Below are 18306 nucleotides of genomic sequence, written 5' to 3'. Positions count from 1 at the left end.
CGCGCGGGTGGCCCATCGATGTGACGATCGCCTGATCCGATCGGGGGATGTGCCCGCCGCGCTCCGCACGGATCGTCGCAGAGCGTGAACTAGGCTCTGAAAACGCCCCGTCCGGAGTCCCGGCGGGCTTGCACGCGCAGTGGGACGGGAGTGTGGCCCGTGACGGATCAGGCGGTGGACGCCGACGGCACGACAGCGTCGCGGGAGGGCAAGCGCCCGGCTGCCGAGACCGCTCCTACGAAGAGTCAGTTCCTCGGCCGTACCCGCGAGTTGAAGGAACTGCGCGCCGACATCGAGCGGGCCGGTCTCGATACCCTCGCCGGCCGGAAGGCGCCACGCGCACGCGTGCTGCTCATCGCCGGCCGACCCGGGTCCGGCCGCACCGCACTCGCCGAGGAACTCGTACGGCAGGTAGCGGACAGTTACCCCGACGGTGTGCTGCGAGCCCGGCTCACCGAACCCGACGGCACACGCGTACCGACCGAACGCACCGCCCGCGACCTGCTCACCGCGCTCGGTCTCGGGGCCCCGGCCGGAGCCGACGAGGACGAGCTCTCCGAGCGGCTGCGCGAGGCGCTCGCCACCCGCCGCGCACTGCTCCTGCTCGACGACGCGGCGGACGCAGGACAGGTCGACCCGCTCCTGCCCGAGACCCCCGACTGCCTCGTCGTCGCCGTCTCCGGCGGGCCCCTGACCGGGATCTCCGACGTCCGCCCCTGCACGCTCGGCGGCATGGACACCAAGTCCGCCCTCGAACTCCTCGACCGGTACACCGGTTCCGTACGCATCACGGTGGACCCGCGCGCCGCCGAAGGGCTTGTGGAACTCTGCGCGGCCCAGCCCGCGGCACTCGTCCTCGCCGGGTCCTGGCTGGCCCGCCACCCCAAGTCGGCCGTCGCCGACCTCGCCAAACAACTGCGCGCCGACGGCGAGGAGGGCCCCGTCCTGGAGCGGGTCTTCCGGCTCACGTACGCGGCCCTGCCGTCGGCCGCCGCGCGGATACTGCGCCTCCTCTCGCTCGCCCCCGCCGGTCTCGTGGACCCGCACACCGCGTCCGCGCTCGCCGGCTGCTCGGTCGACGCCGCCCGCACCACCCTGGACGACTTCATCGGACTCGGTCTCGTACGAGCGGTGGAATCGCCGCTTCCGCAGTACGAGGTCCCCGGTGTCCTGCTCCCGTCGCTGCGCGCGCTCACCGAGACCGAGGACCGCGCGGGCGAACTCCAGCTGGCCCGCGCCCGGATGCTGGAGCGGACCGTCCGGCTCCTGGTGTCCTGCCGCGCGATCACCGAGACCGACAGCTCGCCCGCCCGCGAGAAGCTCGCCGGGATGCCCCGCGCACTGCGGTTCCCCAACCCCCGCGCCGCCGCCGACTGGCTGCGCATCCGGCAGCCCGCGCTGCTGGCCGCCGCCCGGCTCGCGGTCGCCGACGGGGAACTGGACACCCTGGCCCGCCGCCTGATGGCCGCGCTGGTCAAGGCCATGGTCGCGCACGTCGGGACGCAGGCCGCCGCGCCCGAGCTGTACGGCATCCACCAGCTCGTCCTGGACGTCGCCGAGCGCCGGAACCTGCCCCGTGAGAAGGCCGCGGCCCTGCTGAACCTCGCCGACCTGGACGCCAGGACCGGCCGGACGAAGGACGCGCTGGCCCGCTACCGGGCCGCGCTGGACGCCGGACGCGAGGCGAACGACCCGTACGCGACCGGCCGCGCGATGGAATCCGTGGGCGGCGCCCACCAGGAGCTCGGCGACTGGGACAGGGCCGCCGACTGGTACGGCAGGGCGCTCGCCCAGCGGCTCGCCCGCGACGAGCGTGCCGACGCGGCCCGGCTGCACGGCCGGATCGGGACCGTGCACACCTACGCGGGCCGCTACGGAGAGGCGCTGCGCAACTGGCGCTCCGCCGTCACCGGCCACCGCAGAACCGGCGACGTGGCCGGTCAGGCAAGGGCGTTGAGCGAGATGGCGCGGGTGCAGGAGTACGCGGGCCGGCCCGAGGAGTCCCTCGTCACCTGCCAGGAGGCGGTCGAGTGGGCGCGCCGCGCCGACGACGTCCGGCTGCAGGCCGCGCTGCAGCTGCGGCTGGCCGACACGCTCGACCGGCTGGGCGACCTCACGGCCGCCGCCCTGCACCGGTCCACGGCCGCACGCATGCTCCCCGATGAGCTCCCGGAGACCTCAGCAACGAAGGAACAAGACCGCAACACCTACGAAATCCGTAGCGTATCTGATGAAAGTTGATGCTTTAGAAGGCTGGACAGAGAGAAACCCTTCATTAAACTGGCTCCGCCGCGTCTTTCGTGGTGTCTCCCGGTGTGCTCCCGTGCATCCGGGTATGTCAGGCATCGCCCTGCCTTGTGCTGCGGCTGTCTGTCCCAGAACCCTTCTGAGCCAAGGACCGTGATCGACGTGAAGGTCGGCATCCCCCGCGAGGTCAAGAACAACGAGTTCCGGGTGGCCATCACCCCCGCCGGTGTGCACGAGCTGGTGCGCCACGGCCATCAGGTCCTCGTCGAGCAGGACGCCGGTGTCGGCTCCTCGATCACCGACGGCGAGTTCGTCGCCGCCGGCGCGCGGATCGTCGCCACCGCCGACGAGGTCTGGGACACCGCCGACCTGCTGCTGAAGGTCAAGGAGCCGGTCGCCGAGGAGTACCACCGGCTCCGCAAGGACCAGACGCTCTTCACCTACCTGCACCTGGCCGCCTCCAAGGAGTGCACGGACGCGCTCCTGGAGTCCGGCACCACGGCGATCGCATACGAAACGGTCGAGCTGCCCGGCCGGGCACTGCCGCTGCTCGCCCCGATGTCCGAGGTCGCCGGCCGCCTCGCCCCGCAGGTGGGCGCCTACCACCTGATGCGCGCGGGCGGCGGCCGAGGGGTCCTGCCCGGCGGTGTGCCCGGCGTGCCGGCCGCCCGCGCGGTGGTCGTCGGCGGCGGGGTCTCCGGGTGGAACGCCGCGCAGATCGCCGTCGGCATGGGCTTCCAGGTGACCCTGCTCGACCGCGACATCAACAAGCTCAAGGAGGCCGACCGGATCTTCGGCACGAAGATCCAGACGGTCGTCTCGAACGCCTTCGAACTGGAGCGGGCGTGCCTGGAGGCGGACCTCGTCATCGGCGCCGTGCTCATCCCCGGCGCCAAGGCTCCGAAGCTGGTCACCAACGAGCTCGTGTCGCGCATGAAGCCCGGAAGTGTCCTTGTCGACATCGCGATCGACCAGGGCGGTTGCTTCGAGGACTCGCGTCCGACCACGCACGCGGAGCCGACCTTCCCCGTCCACAAGTCGGTTTTCTACTGCGTGGCCAACATGCCGGGCGCGGTGCCCAACACCTCGACGTACGCGCTCACCAACGCGACGCTGCCGTACATCGTGGAACTCGCGAACCGCGGCTGGGTCGAGGCGCTGCGCCGTGATCCCGCGCTCGCCAGGGGCCTCAACACCCATGACGGCAAGGTCGTTTACCGCGAGGTCGCGGAGGCGCACGGCCTGGAGCACACGGAACTGGAGACCCTGATCGGCTGATTTTTCAGCCGGTCCGTCCCGGTCCGTGGGGCTGTTTCCCCACTGACAAAAGGTGACAGGTCAACACAGGTCGTCAACATGGCGCCCACGGCCGGACCTTGTGACACGGGGGCCGGCCGAATGTGTGTCGGGTCACTTTGCGAGACTAGTTCAACTCGCCACGAACGTAACCGTTGAACCGTTTCGTACACCCCTGAAACCTGCCGTGCGACGCCCTTACGCCCTTGACAGAGGGATGTTCCGTTGCCGACACATCGGGCCGGGTCCGGCGGATTGTGTTGCTGCGAAGCGGTGACACGCCATAGAGTCGCCAACCGTCGGCATGGTGCCACGCTGACCTATCGAGAAGTTTCCTGGTCACCAAGGAGGTAAGACGACTTGTGAATGAGTCGACATTTACTCCCGGGGGTGGTCAACCAGGAATGCCTGCGCAGGGCTCAAGGCTCACGGAGCTCGAGGCTGTCGGCTCCGTCGCTGTGCGCACCTTCGCAGCCCACCAGAGTCCCAAGACGACTCAGACAGCACACCAGAGCATGGATGGCCATCACGTGAACGCCATGGCCGGCAGCGGAAGTGGCGAGAACCGCACCCACTTCGCCGACTACGACGACCTGCCCGAGGGGCACTTCTACGACCCCGACGCCGAGTACGAGCCCGATCCGGAGTACGCGGCCACGCTCGCGCCCGACGCGGCGCGCCAGCGCCGTGAGCGCATCGGCCCCACCGGGCGCCCGTTGCCGTACTTCCCGATCCCGGGCCCGTTGACCGACCACGGCCCCGCGAAGATCATCGCGATGTGCAACCAGAAGGGCGGCGTGGGCAAGACGACGTCGACCATCAACCTGGGCGCGGCACTCGCGGAGTACGGACGCCGGGTCCTGCTCGTCGACTTCGACCCCCAGGGCGCGCTGTCCGTGGGCCTCGGAGTCAACCCGATGGAGCTCGACCTCACGGTCTACAACCTGCTCATGGAGCGGGGCATGGCGGCCGACGAGGTGCTCCTGAAGACGGCGGTTCCGAACATGGACCTGCTGCCCAGCAACATCGACCTGTCCGCCGCCGAGGTCCAGTTGGTGAGCGAGGTCGCCCGTGAGTCCACGCTGCAGCGTGCCCTGAAGCCGCTGATGGCCGACTACGACTACATCGTGATCGACTGCCAGCCCTCGCTCGGCCTGCTGACCGTGAACGCGCTGACGGCCGCTCACAAGGTGATAGTGCCACTGGAGTGCGAGTTCTTCGCGCTGCGCGGGGTGGCGCTGCTCACCGAGACCATCGAGAAGGTCCAGGAGCGGCTCAACCCCGAGCTGGAGCTCGACGGCATCCTCGCCACGATGTACGACTCGCGGACCGTGCACAGCCGTGAGGTGCTCGCACGCGTGGTCGAGGCGTTCGACGAGCACGTCTACCACACGGTGATCGGCCGGACCGTGCGCTTCCCGGAGACCACGGTCGCCGGTGAGCCGATCACGACGTACGCCTCGAACTCCGTCGGCGCCGCCGCCTACCGTCAGCTCGCCAGGGAGGTGCTCGCCCGGTGTCACGCCGAGTGAGTCTGCCGGGGGCCGACGAACTGTTCCGTACGACCGGGGGGATGGCGCTTCAGTCGTCGAGCCCCAGGCGTCAGGCCAACGGTGAGGCGCGGGTGCCCGCCCCGGCGGGCGAGAGCGACGCCGCGGCCGGGCAGAACGCGCCGCAGTCGGTGCCCGTGCAGGGCGGTGACGGCGAGGGCGACGAACATGTCGCGGCCGGCGCCGACTCCGCGGACGGGGAGTCCCGCAGCCGTGGCACCGGCACGGCGGACCGTGCCGGCCGGCGTCCGGGTCCGCAGGACGGTTCCGTCGGGGCCCAGGCGCAGCCGCAGTCCCAGTCCCGCAAGCGCGGGCGGGGCTCCGGGCGGCGGCCCAGCGGTCGCGAGCGGCACGACGAGAAGATCACGGTGTACGTGTCCGCCGAGGAGCTCATGGACCTGGAGCACGCCCGGCTGGTGCTCCGCGGGGAGCACGGGCTCGCGGTCGACCGCGGACGGATCGTGCGGGAGGCCGTCGCGGTGGTGCTCGCGGATCTGGAGTCCCGTGGCGACGCGAGCATCCTCGTCCGACGGTTGCGCGGGCGGTAGGGGTAGCCTGCGACGGCTATGACCTCGAACGACGCCCCTGCATCGGCCTCCGGCGGTTCCGGGGGCCGGAGGCGTGCGCTGGGGCGGGGTCCTGGGGGCGGGCCCCCCGTTGAACCGACCGCGGTGGAGCCCGAGCGGCCCGAGGCGGAGCCCGCTGCGGTGGAGGCCGCGTCCGAGGTGGAGCCCGCGTCCGCGGTGGAGTCCGCCGCGGTGGACGGCGCGGACCCGGGTTCCGACGAACCCGGGGACGGGGTCTTCACGGTTCGGCTCGCCAACTTCGAGGGCCCCTTCGACCTGCTGCTCCAGCTGATCTCCAAGCACAAGATGGACGTCACCGAAGTGGCGCTGTCCAAGGTCACCGACGAGTTCATGGCGCACATCCGGGCCATGGGGCCCGACTGGGACCTGGACCAGACGACCGAGTTCCTGGTCGTCGCGGCGACCCTGCTCGACCTGAAGGCCGCCCGGCTGCTGCCCTCCGCAGAGGTCGAGGACGAGGCCGACCTGGCGCTCCTCGAAGCCCGCGACCTGCTCTTCGCCCGCCTGCTGCAGTACCGCGCGTACAAACACATCGCCGACATCCTCGACCGCCGCCTCGACGAGGAGGCGCGGCGCTACCCCCGTACCGTCGGCCTTGAGGCGCACCACGCCGAACTGCTGCCCGAGGTCGTCATCAGCATCGGGGCGGAAGGTTTCGCCAGGCTCGCCGTGAAGGCGATGCAGCCCAAGCCGAAGCCCCAGGTGTACGTCGACCACATCCACGCGCCGCTCGTGAGCGTGCAGGAGCAGGCCGCGCTCGTGATGGCGCGGCTGCGGGAGTCCGGCGAGGCCAGTTTCCGCGATCTCGTCGAGGACGCCGGCGACACCCTCACCGTCGTGGCGCGTTTCCTGGCCCTTCTGGAGCTCTACCGGGAGAAGGCCGTCTCCCTGGACCAGGAGGAGGCTCTGGGGGACCTGGTGGTGCGCTGGACGGGCGGGGAGGGGGACACGCAGCCGACGGTGACGGACGAGTTCGACAGGCCGCCGGAGCCGATCAGGGAGGAGAAGGTGTGAGCGAGGACACCACGGAGGCCCCGGCGGGGCCGGGCGGGGTCGCCGGTCTGGACCTCGGGCCCGCGCTGGAAGCCGTCCTCATGGTCGTGGACGAGCCCGCGACCGAGGAGCACCTCGCCAAGATCCTGGAGCGGCCCAGGCGGCAGGTCGCGGACGCGCTGCGCGCGCTGGCCGACGAGTACACCGTCCAGGGGCGGGGCTTCGAGCTGCGGCTCATCGCCGGTGGCTGGCGGTTCTACAGCCGGCCCCGGTACGCGGCGGCCGTCGAGCGCTTCGTCCTGGACGGGCAGCACGCCCGGCTCACCCAGGCGGCGCTGGAGACGCTGGCGGTGGTCGCGTACCGGCAGCCGGTGAGCCGTTCCAGGGTCTCCGCGGTCCGCGGAGTGAACTGTGACGGCGTGATGCGCACCCTCCTTCAGCGCGGTCTGGTCGAGGAGGCGGGCGCGGAACCCGAAACAGGTGCGATCCTGTACAGGACGACGAACTACTTCCTGGAGCGAATGGGCCTGCGTGGCCTGGACGAGCTCCCGGAGCTCGCGCCCTTCCTTCCGGAGGCGGACGCGATCGAAGCAGAGACGCTGGAAGGGGTCCCGTCGTTCGATCCGGATGCACCGGACGCAGATGCAGACGACACGACGACGACGGAACTTTGATGCGAAGCAGTAGCAGTAGCAGTGGCAGCGGCAGCAGGAACAGCGGCGGGCGCGGCAACCCCCGCGGGACCGGCGGGAGCGGTGGTTCCCGTGGGTCCGGCGGTGGCGGCGGCAACCCCCGCGGCTCCGGAGGCGGCGGCGGTAACCCCCGTGGCGCCGGCGGCGGTGGCGGTGGCTCCCGTGGCTCGGGCGGCGGCGGACCCCGTGGGTCCGGCAGCGCCGGCCCCCGTACCTCCGGCAGCGGATTCAACTCCCGGGGGACCGCGGGGAGCGGCTCCCAGCAGAACGGCGCGCAGGGGCCCGACGACAGGCCGAAGCGTCCGAGCAAGCCCCGCCCCGAGGAGCGGCGCTACGACGTGGGCCCCGGCGCCACCCACGAGGGTGCGAAGTCCGGGCGCGGCCCCTCCGCCCGCGGCGGTGCCAAGGGCGGCCCCAAGCAGAGCCAGCAGCGCGGCGGCCGCACGGAGAACGCGCGCTCCCGTGAGTACGAGACGCGCACCGAGGAGCGCAACAGGGACCGGTACGCAGGCCGCCCCGAGGTCAAGACGCCCAAGACCTTCCCGGGCGCCGAGCAGGAGGGCGAGCGCCTGCAGAAGGTGCTCGCACGCGCGGGCTACGGTTCGCGCCGTGCCTGCGAGGAACTGGTCGAGCAGTCCCGTGTCGAGGTCAACGGCGAGATCGTCGTCGAGCAGGGCATGCGTGTCGACCCTGAGCACGACGAGATCAGGGTCGACGGGCTGACGGTGGCCACGCAGTCGTACCAGTTCTTCGTGCTCAACAAGCCCGCAGGCGTCGTGTCCACCATGGAGGACAACGAGGGCCGTCAGTGCCTCGGCGACTACGTGACGAACCGCGAGACGCGGCTCTTCCACGTGGGACGGCTCGACACCGAGACCGAGGGCATCATCCTGCTCACCAACCACGGTGAGCTGGCGCACCGCCTGACCCACCCCAAGTACGGCGTGAAGAAGGTCTACCTCGCGCACATCGTGGGCCCGATCCCGCGCGACCTGGGCAAGCAGCTCAAGGACGGCATCCAGCTGGAGGACGGGTACGCGAAGGCGGACCACTTCAGGGTCGTCGAGCAGACCGGCAAGAACTACATGGTCGAGGTGACGCTGCACGAGGGCCGCAAGCACATCGTGCGGCGCATGCTCGCCGAGGCCGGTTACCCGGTCGACAAGCTGGTGCGCGTGTCCTTCGGCCCGATCGCCCTGGGCGACCAGAAGTCGGGCTGGCTGCGCCGGCTGTCGAACACCGAGGTCGGGATGCTGATGCAGGAAGTCGGCCTCTAGACACCTCACGTACAGACACCCCACGTACGTCATCGGTCATCGGCCGGTCCCGGGATCTCCCGGGGCCGGCCGATGCGCGTCCGGGGCTTGTGGGCGCGCCGTCCGGGATTTATAGTCGTCCTGACCATTAAGGAAGCGCCCTTGCCGGGCGCGGCCGGCGGAGCAGGGCCCACGGGGGTGGTCCCGGTCCCCGGCCGTCGCCCGGCAAGGGGCACCGGCCGGCCGTCGAGGCCGTCCGAGGAACTGAGGAGGGGCATGGAGGACTACGACAAGCACGCCTTCGAGCCCTTCGCCGTCACCGTCGATCTCGCGGTGTTCACGGTCCGGTCGGGCGTGCTCCAGGCGCTGCTCGTCGAGCGCGGACAGGAGCCGTACGCGGGCCGCTGGGCGCTGCCCGGCGGGTTCGTGCTGCCGGCGGAGTCGGCCGAGACGGCGGCCCGGCGCGAACTCGCCGAGGAGACCGGTCTCGCGGACGTCTCCGGGCTGCACCTGGAGCAGCTGCGCACGTACAGCGAGCCGGACCGCGATCCCCGGATGCGGGTGGTCTCCGTGGCGTACGCCGCGCTGCTGCCGGACCCGCCCGAGCCGCACGGCGGTGGCGACGCGGCGAGTGCGCACTGGCTGCCGTACGACGGACTCGGCCCGCTCGCCTTCGACCACGACCGGATCCTCGCCGACGCCCATGACCGGGTCGGCGCCAAGTTCGAGTACACCTGCCTCGCCACGGCGTTCTGCCCGCCCCAGTTCACGCTCGGGGAGCTCCAGCAGGTCTACGAGACGGTGTGGGGGACCGTGCTCGACCGGCCGAACTTTCGGCGCAAGGTCCTGGCCACGCCCGGATTCGTCGAGCCGGTGCCGGGTGCGGCACGGCTGACCGGGGGCCGGGGGAAGCCTGCCGCGCTGTACCGGGCGGGGGCGGCCACGGCGCTGCACCCGCCGCTGCTTCGGCCTGCGCCTGCGCCTGCGTCCGGGCTCGTGTCCGGGCCCGCGACCTCGTCCGCGCCGTCCGCCGCGTCCTCGGCGCCCTCCTCGTCTTCACCTTCTTCGTCTTCGGAAGGACGATCCTCATGACCACCACCGTCAGGAAGCAGGCCGCCACCGGCGCGCTGGTCGGCCTCGCCCTCGGGGACGCGCTCGGCTACCCGACCGAGTTCAAGGACGTGCCGTCGATCCTCGCCACCTTCGGGCCCTGGCGTGAACTGGCCCTGCCGGACCCCGCGTACATCACCGACGACACACAGATGACGCTGGCGCTGGCACGGGGGCTGCGCACCGCCATGGACCGGGGGCCGCTCGGGCCGCGCGAGCTGGAAGAGCCGGTCCGCGAGGAGTTCATCGCCTGGAACCGGTCGCCGGAGAACGACCGCGCGCCGGGCAACACCTGCGTCACGGCCTGCGAGCGGCTGGAGAGCGAGGGCCTGCCCTGGCAGGAGGCCAGCCAGATCCACTCCAAGGGCTGCGGCGCCAACATGCGCGTGGCGCCCCTCGGTCTCGCCCCGGGACTCAGCGACGAACAGCGGGCGGGCGCGGCCCAGTTGCAGGCCGCTCTCACCCATGGCCACCCGACGGCGCTGGCCGCCTCCGACCTCACCGCCCACGCGGTCCGGCTGCTCGCGCAGGGCGCCGAGCCGACCGGACTGGTCGGACTGCTGCGGTCGTACGCGTACGAGAACCGGACGCGGTACCACGACCGCTGGCTCGGCGATCTGTGGACCCGTGCCCAGGACCCCACGCCGGAGCACTTCATGGCGCGGGGCTGGGACGAGTGCCTGGCGGCCCTGGAGCGGCTGCAGTCGGCCCTGCGGTCGCCGTCGCCCGAGACGGACCCGTGCCTCGCCACCGGCGCCGGGTGGATCGCCGAGGAGGCGCTGGCCACCGGGCTGTCGTGCTTCCTGCTCTTCGTGGACGAGCCGGTGACGGCCCTGCGCCGGGCCGCCTGCACCTCCGGTGACTCGGACTCGATAGCGTGTCTGGCGGGCGCCTTCGCGGGGGCGTACCTGGGCGCCGACGCCTGGCCCGTGGAGTGGGCCGACCGGATCGAGCACCAGGGCGACCTGGTGGCGCTGGGCGCGCTCTGGGACGCCTGACCGGACGGGGCGGGCCGGGGGTGAACTGGTCAGGCGAGGCTGATCGAGTCCCCCGTGACCGTGATCCGCCGTGCCGGGAGCGGTTTCGGTGCCGGGCCGCCGGCCACCGAGCCGTCGGTGACACGGAACTTGCTGCCGTGGCACGTGCAGTTGATCGTGCCGTCCGAGACATCGGCGACGACACAGCCCTGGTGGGTGCAGACCGCCGAGAAGGCCTTGAAGCCGCCCCGTTCGGGCTGGGTGACGACCACCTTCTCGGCCTTGAGGATCTTGCCGCCGCCGACCGGGACGTCACCCGTCCGGGTGAGTTCCTTCCTGCCCGGCGGTGCCGCGCCCCCGCTCGCGCTGCCCGACGGGGTCACGGGCGGGGCCGCGGAGGGTGCCTCCTCGGCCCCGCCGCTCCCGCCGCCCCCGCCGTTCTCGTCCCCGTACTTGCTGCAGCCCAGGAGCAGCGCGCCCGCCGCGCCCGTCGCGAGCACCGTGCGGCGCGTCGAGAGGCGCCTCATGTCGTCACTCCGAAGGTGCGGAAGAACCAGAGGGCGGACGTCAGCCAGATCACCGTGAGCGCGGAGAAGACGAGCCCGCCGACGACGGGCAGCACCCAGCCGGGCAGCCGCTCCGAGCGGAGCAGCAGCATCTTGGCGCTGAACGCGCCGAAGAAGAAGCACCCCAGGAGCGAGTGCCACAGGACGCGCGGCTCGTAGGTCTGGTAGCCCAGCGCGTACAGACAGTGCACCGCGACGGGGACGGCCACGAGGAACGCGATCCGGCCCGACCAGCGGTGCAGCACCCCGGACCAGCTCGGGCCCGGCAGCCGCCCGTACAGCATGAGCGCCGAGACGAACTGGACGACGGCGAAGCCGGTCGCGACGGTGGCCAGCCACGACTTCACCGCGCTGGTGCTGCTGAAGCCGGCGAGGTTGAAGGCGGTGCCCTCCGGGTCGTGCACGTTCCCGTAGACGCCGAGGCCGACCGCGACCGCGCTCGCGATCAGGGCGGGCACGAGGTAGCGGGCGGCTCCCGGGCGGCGGGGGACGGGGTCGGGCGAGGGGAATCCCTGGGTGGCGGCGTTCGGGTCGACGGTCATGGTTCGGCTCCCTGCGGTACGCGATCACATGACGGAGCTATGGAGTCACCGGGCCATGGGGTCACCGGGCTTACGGGGTCACGGGGCGGGCCGTGAGCCGCTGTCCGTCGACCGTCACGGCGCCGGTCTCCGGGTCGATACGGGGCGCGGCCATGGGCTTGCCGTCGCGCTTGAGGACGCCGACCTGGTCGCCGTCCTGCAGCACGATCCAGCCGCCGTCGATCCTGGCGCCGCGCACGGCGGCGGTGGCGCGGTACAGCCCGGAGGGCTTGACGGCCCTGTCGGCCGTGAAGCCGTACGTGCGCTGTCCCATGTCGACGGTGCCGCGGATCCGCCGGCCGGTCAGCTCGCCGGTGAGGACCTGGTCCTTGCGGCCCGTGAGGCGCATGCTGCCGTCGGCCTCGACGTCACCCTTGAGCCATGACTCCTGGTCCCGGCCGTCGCAGAAGTACGCGACCGCTCTGCCGTCGCGCAGTGTCACGGCGACCGCGGAGGAGTCGTCGTCGGTGCGGCCCGCGTAGTCGCCGTTCGGCACGGGAGCGGTGGACTTCGACGGGCCGGGCGACGGCGCGGGCTCGCCCGGCGAGGCCGTGGCCGTCCCCGTGGGCGCCGGGCTCGCCGACACGGCGTCCGCGGGCGCACCGCTCCCGGCCGACGTGGCGCGGGTCCCTGTCGTCACGTTGAGCGACAGCATGAACAGGGCGAGCAGCAGTCCCGCGAGGAGCGTGAAAAGTGGTCCGGAACGCTTCATCGGGCCTCCCCCGAGGCGTGGCGCGGACGGCCTCCCCATGCAAGCGGACCGGCGACCCCGGCGTCCAGAGGCGTACCGGGTCCAGTTGCCGTCTCGGCAGGCGGGCGCCGCGCGTCGGGCGGCCGGGGGCTGACTAGGCTGGAAGGACCACAGCCGATCCGTACATCGACAAGGAGCATCACCGTGGCGGTACGAGCGGTCCGGGGCGCCGTCCAACTGGAGCGGGACGAAGCCGGGCACATGGATGAGCAGGTCAGCGAGCTGCTCACCGCCATCATGGAGCGGAACGGACTGACCGGCGACGCGCTGATCAGCATCTGGTTCACGGCGACTCCCGACCTGCACAGCGACTTCCCGGCGGCGGCCGCGCGCAAGCTCGGCATCGTGGACGTACCGCTGATCTGCGCGCAGGAGCTGGACATCGAAGGGGCGATGCCCCGGGTCGTACGGGTCCTCGCGCACATCGAGACCGATCTGCCGCGCGCCGACATCGCGCACGTGTACCTGGGTGCCGCGGGCGCGCTGCGCAAGGACATCGCCCAGTGAGAACCGCACTCGTGATCGGCACCGGCCTGATCGGGACGTCGGCCGCGCTGGCCCTGACCGCGCGGGGCGTCGTCGTGCACCTCGCCGACCACGACCCGGACCAGGCGCGTACGGCGGCCGCGCTCGGCGCGGGCACCGACGAGAAGCCCTCCGGTCCCGTCGACCTCGCGATCATCGCGGCGCCGCCCGCGCACGTGGCCTCGGCGCTCGCCGACGCGATGCGCGCCTCGGTGGCGCGCGGCTACCTCGACGTGGCCAGCGTCAAGGGCGGACCGCGCCGCGAGCTGGAGGCGCTGGGCCTGGACCTGTCCGCGTACATCGGATCGCATCCCATGTCGGGGCGGGAGAAGTCGGGCCCCCTGGCCGCCACCGCCGACCTCTTCGAGGGGCGGCCCTGGGTGCTGACGCCGACCCGGGACACGGACACCGAGGTCCTCAACCTCGCGCTGGAGCTCGTCTCGCACTGCAAGGCCGTCCCCGTGGTGATGGACGCCGACGCCCACGACCGCGCGGTGGCGCTCGTCTCGCACATGCCGCACCTGGTGTCCAACATGGTCGCCGCGCGCCTGGAGAACGCGGAGGAGGCGGCCGTACGCCTCTGCGGGCAGGGCATCCGTGACGTGACGCGGATCGCCGCGTCCGAGGCGCGGATGTGGATCGACATCCTCTCCGCGAACCCGGGTCCGGTCGCCGAGCTGCTCGCGGACGTCGCCGCCGACCTGGACCAGACCGTGCAGGCGCTGCGCGCCCTCCAGTCCACCGACGAGGGCGAGCGCCGCGAGGGCACCACCGGGATCGAGGACGTCCTGCGCCGCGGCAACGCCGGCCAGGTACGGGTTCCCGGCAAGCACGGCACCGCTCCCACCACGTACGAGAGCGTCGTTGTCCTCATCGACGACCAGCCGGGCCAGCTGGCCCGCATCTTCGCCGACGCGGGCCGCGCGGGCGTCAACATCGAGGACGTCCGCATCGAGCACGCGACCGGCCAGCAGGTGGGCCGGATGGAACTGATGGTGAAGCCCTCGGCGGCCCCGATCCTGACGACCGCCCTGCGCGACCGCGGCTGGGCGATCCGCCAGTAACCAGGGCGCGCTCCCCGGCAGGGCCGCGGGGGGAACGGGCGAGCTCCGCCGGTTCCTGAGGGGCGCGGGGAACGGCGCGTTCAGCCGTTATGGGGCGGCGCTGGTCACGTGCCTTGGTTGTCGGCTCAGCCCTCAGGGGGCCGCGCTGGTCATGTGCCTTGGGGCCGGTTCTTGGGAGGCGCGGGGAACTGCGCGTTCAGCCGTTACGGGGCGGTACTGGTCACGTGCCTTGGTTGTCGGCTCAGCCCTCAGGGGGCCGCGCTGGTCTCGTGCCTTGGGGCCGGTTCCTGAGGGGCGCGGGGAACTGCGCGCTCAGCCCCTGCCGGGCCGCACACGACACACCGCCCAGGCCCCCCGCGCGGCCTCCCCCGGCGACGGCCCCAGGGGCCGTAAGCCGGGGCCCGGGAAGCCAGTAACCTTGTTCGGGGCGCGATCGTGCCCCGAACAAGCCCAGCACCCCGCACCAGGAAGGTGTCCGCACCCGTGGAATCCACCGCCGCCAGGACCGCCCCGGCCGTGATTGTCGCCATCGACGGTCCCTCCGGCACGGGCAAGTCGAGCACCTCGAAGGCCGTCGCCGCCCAGCTCGGCCTGAGCTACCTGGACACCGGCGCCCAGTACCGCGCGATCACCTGGTGGATGGTGACCAACGGCATCGACGTCGCCGACCCCTCCTCGATCGCGGCCGCGGCCGGCAAGCCCGACATCGTGTCCGGTACGGACCCCGCCGCGCCGGCCATCACGGTCGACGGCACGGACGTCGCGGGCCCCATCCGCACCCAGGAGGTCACCTCGAAGGTCAGCGCGGTCAGCGCCGTCCCCGAGGTCCGCGCCCGCATCACCGAACTGCAGCGCTCCATCGCCGCGGCGGCCGGACAGGGCATCGTCGTCGAGGGCCGCGACATCGGGACGACCGTGCTGCCCGCCGCCGACCTCAAGATCTTCCTCACCGCCTCGCCGGAGGCCCGCGCCGCCCGCCGCAGCGGTGAGCTCAAGGGCGCCGACGTCAAGGCCACCCGCGAGGCCCTGATCAAGCGGGACGTGGCCGACTCCACCCGCAAGACCTCGCCCCTCGCGAAGGCGGACGACGCGGTCGAGGTGGACACCTCCGACCTCACACTCCAGCAGGTCATCGAGTGCGTCGTCACCCTCGTCGAGGAGAAGCGGGCCGTGAAGTGAGCGACGCCCTGACCGCCCGGCGGGCCGACATCGGCCGCCGTATCGGCGTCGGCCTGATGTACGGGCTGTGGAAGCCGCGCGTCCTGGGCGCCTGGCGGGTCCCCGCGACCGGCCCGGTGATCCTCGCCATCAACCACTCCCACATCATCGACGGCCCGATGGTCATGGGCGTGGGACCCCGGCCGACACACTTCCTGATCAAGAAGGAGGCGTTCGTCGGCCCCCTCGACCCCTTCCTGCTCGCGCTCGGACAGGTGAAGGTGGACCGCTCGGTCGCCGACCGCACCGCGATCACCCAGGCGCTGAGAGTCCTGGACGACGGCGGCGTCCTCGGGATCTTCCCCGAGGGCACCCGTGGTGAGGGAGACTTCGCCTCGCTGCGCGGCGGGCTCACCTACTTCGCGGTCCGCGGCGGAGCCCCGATCGTGCCGGTCGCCGTCCTGGGAAGCACGGAGCGGCGCGGACGGTTGATAAAAGGGCTGCCCCCGCTGCGGAGCCGGGTCGACGTCGTCTTCGGCGACCCCTTCGAGGCGGGTGACGGCAGCGGACGGCGTACGCGCAAGGCGCTCGACGAGGCGACCGTACGCATCCAGAAGCAGCTCACCCTGCACCTGGAGAACGCCAAGCGCCTGACCGGGCGCTGAGCGACACTTGAGTACTTGAGTAGTGGATGTCCCGAAACGGGGGCGTTCCACCGATCACCACGATGAACGAGGTACGGACTTCATGAACGACCAGATCCACTCCGAAAGCTCGGGCGAGGAGCACGAGCACGGGGCACTTGGCGAAGCCGAGTACGCGGAGTTCATGGAGCTCGCCGCGGAAGAGGGCTTCGACACCGACGACATCGAGGGTGCGCTGGAGGCGGCAGGCCACGGCCCGCTGCCCGTCCTCGCCGTGGTCGGCCGGCCCAATGTCGGCAAGTCGACCCTGGTGAACCGCATCATCGGCCGCCGTGAGGCGGTCGTCGAGGACAAGCCGGGCGTCACCCGTGACCGCGTCACCTACGAGGCCGAGTGGGCGGGCCGCCGCTTCAAGCTCGTCGACACCGGCGGCTGGGAGCAGGACGTCCTCGGCATCGACGCGTCCGTGGCCGCGCAGGCCGAGTTCGCGATCGAGGCCGCCGACGCGGTGGTCTTCGTCGTCGACGCCAAGGTCGGGGCCACCGACACCGACGAGGCGGTCGTCCGGCTGCTGCGCAAGGCAGGCAAGCCCGTCGTGCTGTGCGCCAACAAGGTCGACGGACTGAGCGGTGAGGCCGACGCCTCGTACCTCTGGTCCCTGGGCCTCGGCGAGCCGCACCCCGTCTCCGCGCTGCACGGCCGCGGCACCGGCGACATGCTGGACGCCGTCCTGGAGGCGCTGCCCGAGGCCCCCGCGCAGACCTTCGGCGTCGCGGTCGGCGGCCCCCGCCGTATCGCGCTCATCGGCCGCCCGAACGTCGGCAAGTCGTCCCTGCTGAACAAGGTCGCCAACGAGGACCGCGTGGTCGTCAACGAGATCGCGGGCACCACCCGCGACCCGGTCGACGAGCTGATCGAGCTCGGCGGTGTCACCTGGAAGTTCGTCGACACGGCCGGTATCCGCAAGCGCGTCCACCTCCAGCAGGGCGCCGACTACTACGCCTCGCTGCGCACCGCCGCCGCCGTCGAGAAGGCGGAGGTCGCGGTCATCCTGCTGGACGCCAGCGAGAACATCAGCGTCCAGGACCAGCGCATCGTGACGATGGCCGTCGAGGCGGGCCGCGCGATCGTCCTGGCCTTCAACAAGTGGGACACCCTCGACGAGGAGCGCCGCTACTACCTGGAGCGGGAGATCGAGACCGAGCTCCTCCAGGTGGCGTGGGCGCCCCGGGTCAACGTCTCGGCGCGTACGGGCCGCCACATGGAGAAGCTGGTCCCGGCGATCGAGGCCGCCCTCGCGGGCTGGGAGGCACGTGTCCCCACGGGCCGCCTGAACGCCTTCCTGGGCGAGCTGGTCGCCGCCCACCCGCACCCGATCCGGGGCGGCAAGCAGCCGCGCATCCTCTTCGGCACGCAGGCGGGCACCAAGCCGCCGCGCTTCGTGCTCTTCTCCTCGGGCTTCATCGAGCACGGCTACCGCCGCTTCGTGGAGCGCCGGCTGCGTGAGGAGTTCGGCTTCGAGGGGACGCCGATCCATATCTCGGTGCGGGTGCGCGAGAAGCGCGGCCGGAAGAAGTAGAGAAGCGGCAGAGGTACAGCAGCGACGTGGCAGTGACGTAGCAGTAGGAGCCGCTGTGCGTATGTGCGCCGTACGTACGTGAGAGGGCCCCGCGACCACTTTCCTTCCAGTGGTGCGGGGCCCTCTCACGTACGTCTGTGCCGCTCTGCCGTCCCGCCGTGTCAGCGGTCCCCGCGCGACCCCGGGGGCAGCGCGGCCGGCATCAGGCCCGTGGCGTGCTGCCGGGCCACCGGCTGCCAGACCGGGGCGGCCGGCTGGCCCTGGCCCTGGTGCGTGGACACCTGACCCGTCTGGTGCTGCGTCTGGTGCTGCTGCGCGGCCACGTGCCGCATGCCGTACACGGCCGGTGTGTAGGTGCCCGAGCTGTACGAGCTGCCGCTGAGCAGCCCCGCACCGCGCAGCCCCGATCCGTGCGGGCCGGCCCCGAACGCCGTGAAGCCGAGATCCTCCTCGCCGCTGCGGTCGCCCGGCAGGGTCCGGAAGCTCCTGAGGTACTCCGCGTAGAGCGCGTCGTAGATCGGGGTGGCCGAGGGGCGGCCCGTGGTGTCCTGGGCCGGCCGCATGGCCGGGATCGGGGACGAGTGGGGCAGGCGGCGGGGGGTGTCGTAAGTGTGCACGTATGTGCCAACGACCCCGCCGCCCTTCGGATGCGGCCGGCGGTCCGATTTCGCAGGTCACAGGGAGTGCGACCGAGTGCGACCGGCGTTCGCGGGTGCGCCCGGTGTCTCCG

At 72.0% G+C, this 18306-nt stretch carries 18 protein-coding genes; 14 read left to right on the top strand and 4 right to left on the bottom strand.

Going from position 1 to position 18306, the window contains the following annotated elements:
* The first annotated feature begins 159 nt into the window (after window positions 1-159).
* The 9 genes from ACLVWQ_RS35220 to ACLVWQ_RS35180 all read left to right on the top strand — a co-directional run bounded on the left by ACLVWQ_RS35220 (window position 160) and on the right by ACLVWQ_RS35180 (window position 10729).
* Window positions 160-2241, top strand: a complete 2082-nt coding sequence (locus tag ACLVWQ_RS35220; protein ID WP_414113309.1) for a tetratricopeptide repeat protein — start codon at window positions 160-162, stop codon at window positions 2239-2241.
* Window positions 2242-2409: 168 nt separating this feature from the next.
* A complete protein-coding gene (gene ald, locus ACLVWQ_RS35215; RefSeq protein WP_414113350.1) occupies window positions 2410-3525 on the top strand; it encodes an alanine dehydrogenase in 1116 nt (371 codons plus the stop codon).
* A gap of 422 nt (window positions 3526-3947) precedes the next feature.
* Entirely contained in the window at window positions 3948-5075 is a 1128-nt protein-coding gene (locus ACLVWQ_RS35210) for a ParA family protein (RefSeq protein WP_414113308.1), read from the top strand.
* Complete coding sequence (locus tag ACLVWQ_RS35205) at window positions 5060-5641, top strand: hypothetical protein (RefSeq protein ID WP_414113307.1); 582 nt, start codon at window positions 5060-5062, stop codon at window positions 5639-5641. The genes ACLVWQ_RS35210 and ACLVWQ_RS35205 overlap by 16 nt, the downstream gene beginning before the upstream one ends.
* A gap of 18 nt (window positions 5642-5659) precedes the next feature.
* On the top strand, window positions 5660-6694 hold the full coding sequence (locus tag ACLVWQ_RS35200; RefSeq protein WP_414113306.1) for a segregation and condensation protein A: 1035 nt from the start codon (window positions 5660-5662) through the stop codon (window positions 6692-6694).
* Window positions 6691-7347, top strand: a complete 657-nt coding sequence (scpB, locus tag ACLVWQ_RS35195; RefSeq protein WP_414113305.1) for an SMC-Scp complex subunit ScpB — start codon at window positions 6691-6693, stop codon at window positions 7345-7347. The genes ACLVWQ_RS35200 and scpB overlap by 4 nt, the downstream gene beginning before the upstream one ends.
* Window positions 7347-8642 (top strand): pseudouridine synthase, encoded by a 1296-nt coding sequence (locus tag ACLVWQ_RS35190; protein WP_414113304.1) that lies wholly within the window; start codon window positions 7347-7349, stop codon window positions 8640-8642. Before scpB ends, ACLVWQ_RS35190 begins: the two co-directional genes overlap by 1 nt.
* A 255-nt stretch (window positions 8643-8897) precedes the next feature.
* The gene (locus ACLVWQ_RS35185; protein WP_414113303.1) at window positions 8898-9713 is read left to right on the top strand and encodes an NUDIX hydrolase; all 816 of its coding nucleotides are present in this window, start codon (window positions 8898-8900) and stop codon (window positions 9711-9713) included.
* Entirely contained in the window at window positions 9710-10729 is a 1020-nt protein-coding gene (locus ACLVWQ_RS35180) for an ADP-ribosylglycohydrolase family protein (protein WP_414113302.1), read from the top strand. The genes ACLVWQ_RS35185 and ACLVWQ_RS35180 overlap by 4 nt, the downstream gene beginning before the upstream one ends.
* 29 nt (window positions 10730-10758) lie before the next feature.
* On the opposite strand, the gene ACLVWQ_RS35175 is transcribed toward ACLVWQ_RS35180, so the two are convergent.
* The 3 genes from ACLVWQ_RS35175 to ACLVWQ_RS35165 form a co-directional block, all read right to left on the bottom strand.
* Window positions 10759-11235 carry a Rieske (2Fe-2S) protein gene (locus tag ACLVWQ_RS35175; RefSeq protein WP_414113301.1) on the bottom strand — a complete coding sequence of 159 codons (477 nt, stop codon included), beginning with the start codon at window positions 11233-11235 and terminating at the stop codon, window positions 10759-10761.
* Window positions 11232-11816, bottom strand: coding sequence for a DUF6529 family protein (locus ACLVWQ_RS35170; protein ID WP_414113300.1), 585 nt, complete (start codon window positions 11814-11816; stop codon window positions 11232-11234). Before ACLVWQ_RS35170 ends, ACLVWQ_RS35175 begins: the two co-directional genes overlap by 4 nt.
* A gap of 70 nt (window positions 11817-11886) precedes the next feature.
* A complete protein-coding gene (locus ACLVWQ_RS35165) occupies window positions 11887-12567 on the bottom strand; it encodes a hypothetical protein (protein WP_414113299.1) in 681 nt (226 codons plus the stop codon).
* Window positions 12568-12750: 183 nt separating this feature from the next.
* Between ACLVWQ_RS35165 and aroH the strand changes: the two genes are divergently transcribed.
* The 5 genes from aroH to der all read left to right on the top strand — a co-directional run bounded on the left by aroH (window position 12751) and on the right by der (window position 17576).
* Window positions 12751-13113, top strand: a complete 363-nt coding sequence (gene aroH, locus ACLVWQ_RS35160; RefSeq protein WP_414113298.1) for a chorismate mutase — start codon at window positions 12751-12753, stop codon at window positions 13111-13113.
* The gene (locus ACLVWQ_RS35155) at window positions 13110-14195 is read left to right on the top strand and encodes a prephenate dehydrogenase (RefSeq protein WP_414113297.1); all 1086 of its coding nucleotides are present in this window, start codon (window positions 13110-13112) and stop codon (window positions 14193-14195) included. Before aroH ends, ACLVWQ_RS35155 begins: the two co-directional genes overlap by 4 nt.
* 483 nt (window positions 14196-14678) lie before the next feature.
* Window positions 14679-15374, top strand: a complete 696-nt coding sequence (gene cmk / locus ACLVWQ_RS35150) for a (d)CMP kinase (protein WP_414113296.1) — start codon at window positions 14679-14681, stop codon at window positions 15372-15374.
* Window positions 15332-16018 (top strand): lysophospholipid acyltransferase family protein, encoded by a 687-nt coding sequence (locus ACLVWQ_RS35145; protein ID WP_414113295.1) that lies wholly within the window; start codon window positions 15332-15334, stop codon window positions 16016-16018. The genes cmk and ACLVWQ_RS35145 overlap by 43 nt, the downstream gene beginning before the upstream one ends.
* Before the next feature lie 82 nt (window positions 16019-16100).
* Window positions 16101-17576: a ribosome biogenesis GTPase Der gene (der, locus tag ACLVWQ_RS35140; RefSeq protein WP_414113294.1), complete on the top strand. Its 1476-nt coding sequence runs from the start codon at window positions 16101-16103 to the stop codon at window positions 17574-17576.
* Between the two features lie 161 nt (window positions 17577-17737).
* On the opposite strand, the gene ACLVWQ_RS35135 is transcribed toward der, so the two are convergent.
* A complete protein-coding gene (locus ACLVWQ_RS35135) occupies window positions 17738-18139 on the bottom strand; it encodes a hypothetical protein (RefSeq protein ID WP_414113293.1) in 402 nt (133 codons plus the stop codon).
* Window positions 18140-18306: the final 167 nt, after the last annotated feature.

The organism is Streptomyces sp. CWNU-52B, assembly GCF_047444975.1.
GTDB lineage: Bacteria > Actinomycetota > Actinomycetes > Streptomycetales > Streptomycetaceae > Streptomyces.
Note: the sequence above shows the minus strand (reverse complement) of the source record. Positions and strands in the feature narration are given on the sequence as shown.

Bases quoted from the DNA above. Each gene is read 5' to 3' on its own strand.
- ACLVWQ_RS35190 (WP_414113304.1), top strand. From the start codon at position 7,347: ATGCGAAGCAGTAGCAGTAGCAGTGGCAGCGGCAGCAGGAACAGCGGC.
- ACLVWQ_RS35165 (WP_414113299.1), bottom strand. From the start codon at position 12,567: ATGAAGCGTTCCGGACCACTTTTCACGCTCCTCGCGGGACTGCTGCTC.
- der (WP_414113294.1), top strand. From the start codon at position 16,101: ATGAACGACCAGATCCACTCCGAAAGCTCGGGCGAGGAGCACGAGCAC.
- ACLVWQ_RS35170 (WP_414113300.1), bottom strand. From the start codon at position 11,816: ATGACCGTCGACCCGAACGCCGCCACCCAGGGATTCCCCTCGCCCGAC.
- ACLVWQ_RS35210 (WP_414113308.1), top strand. From the start codon at position 3,948: ATGCCTGCGCAGGGCTCAAGGCTCACGGAGCTCGAGGCTGTCGGCTCC.
- ACLVWQ_RS35135 (WP_414113293.1), bottom strand. From the start codon at position 18,139: ATGCGGCCGGCCCAGGACACCACGGGCCGCCCCTCGGCCACCCCGATC.
- ACLVWQ_RS35175 (WP_414113301.1), bottom strand. From the start codon at position 11,235: ATGAGGCGCCTCTCGACGCGCCGCACGGTGCTCGCGACGGGCGCGGCG.
- ACLVWQ_RS35200 (WP_414113306.1), top strand. From the start codon at position 5,660: ATGACCTCGAACGACGCCCCTGCATCGGCCTCCGGCGGTTCCGGGGGC.
- ACLVWQ_RS35185 (WP_414113303.1), top strand. From the start codon at position 8,898: ATGGAGGACTACGACAAGCACGCCTTCGAGCCCTTCGCCGTCACCGTC.
- ACLVWQ_RS35180 (WP_414113302.1), top strand. From the start codon at position 9,710: ATGACCACCACCGTCAGGAAGCAGGCCGCCACCGGCGCGCTGGTCGGC.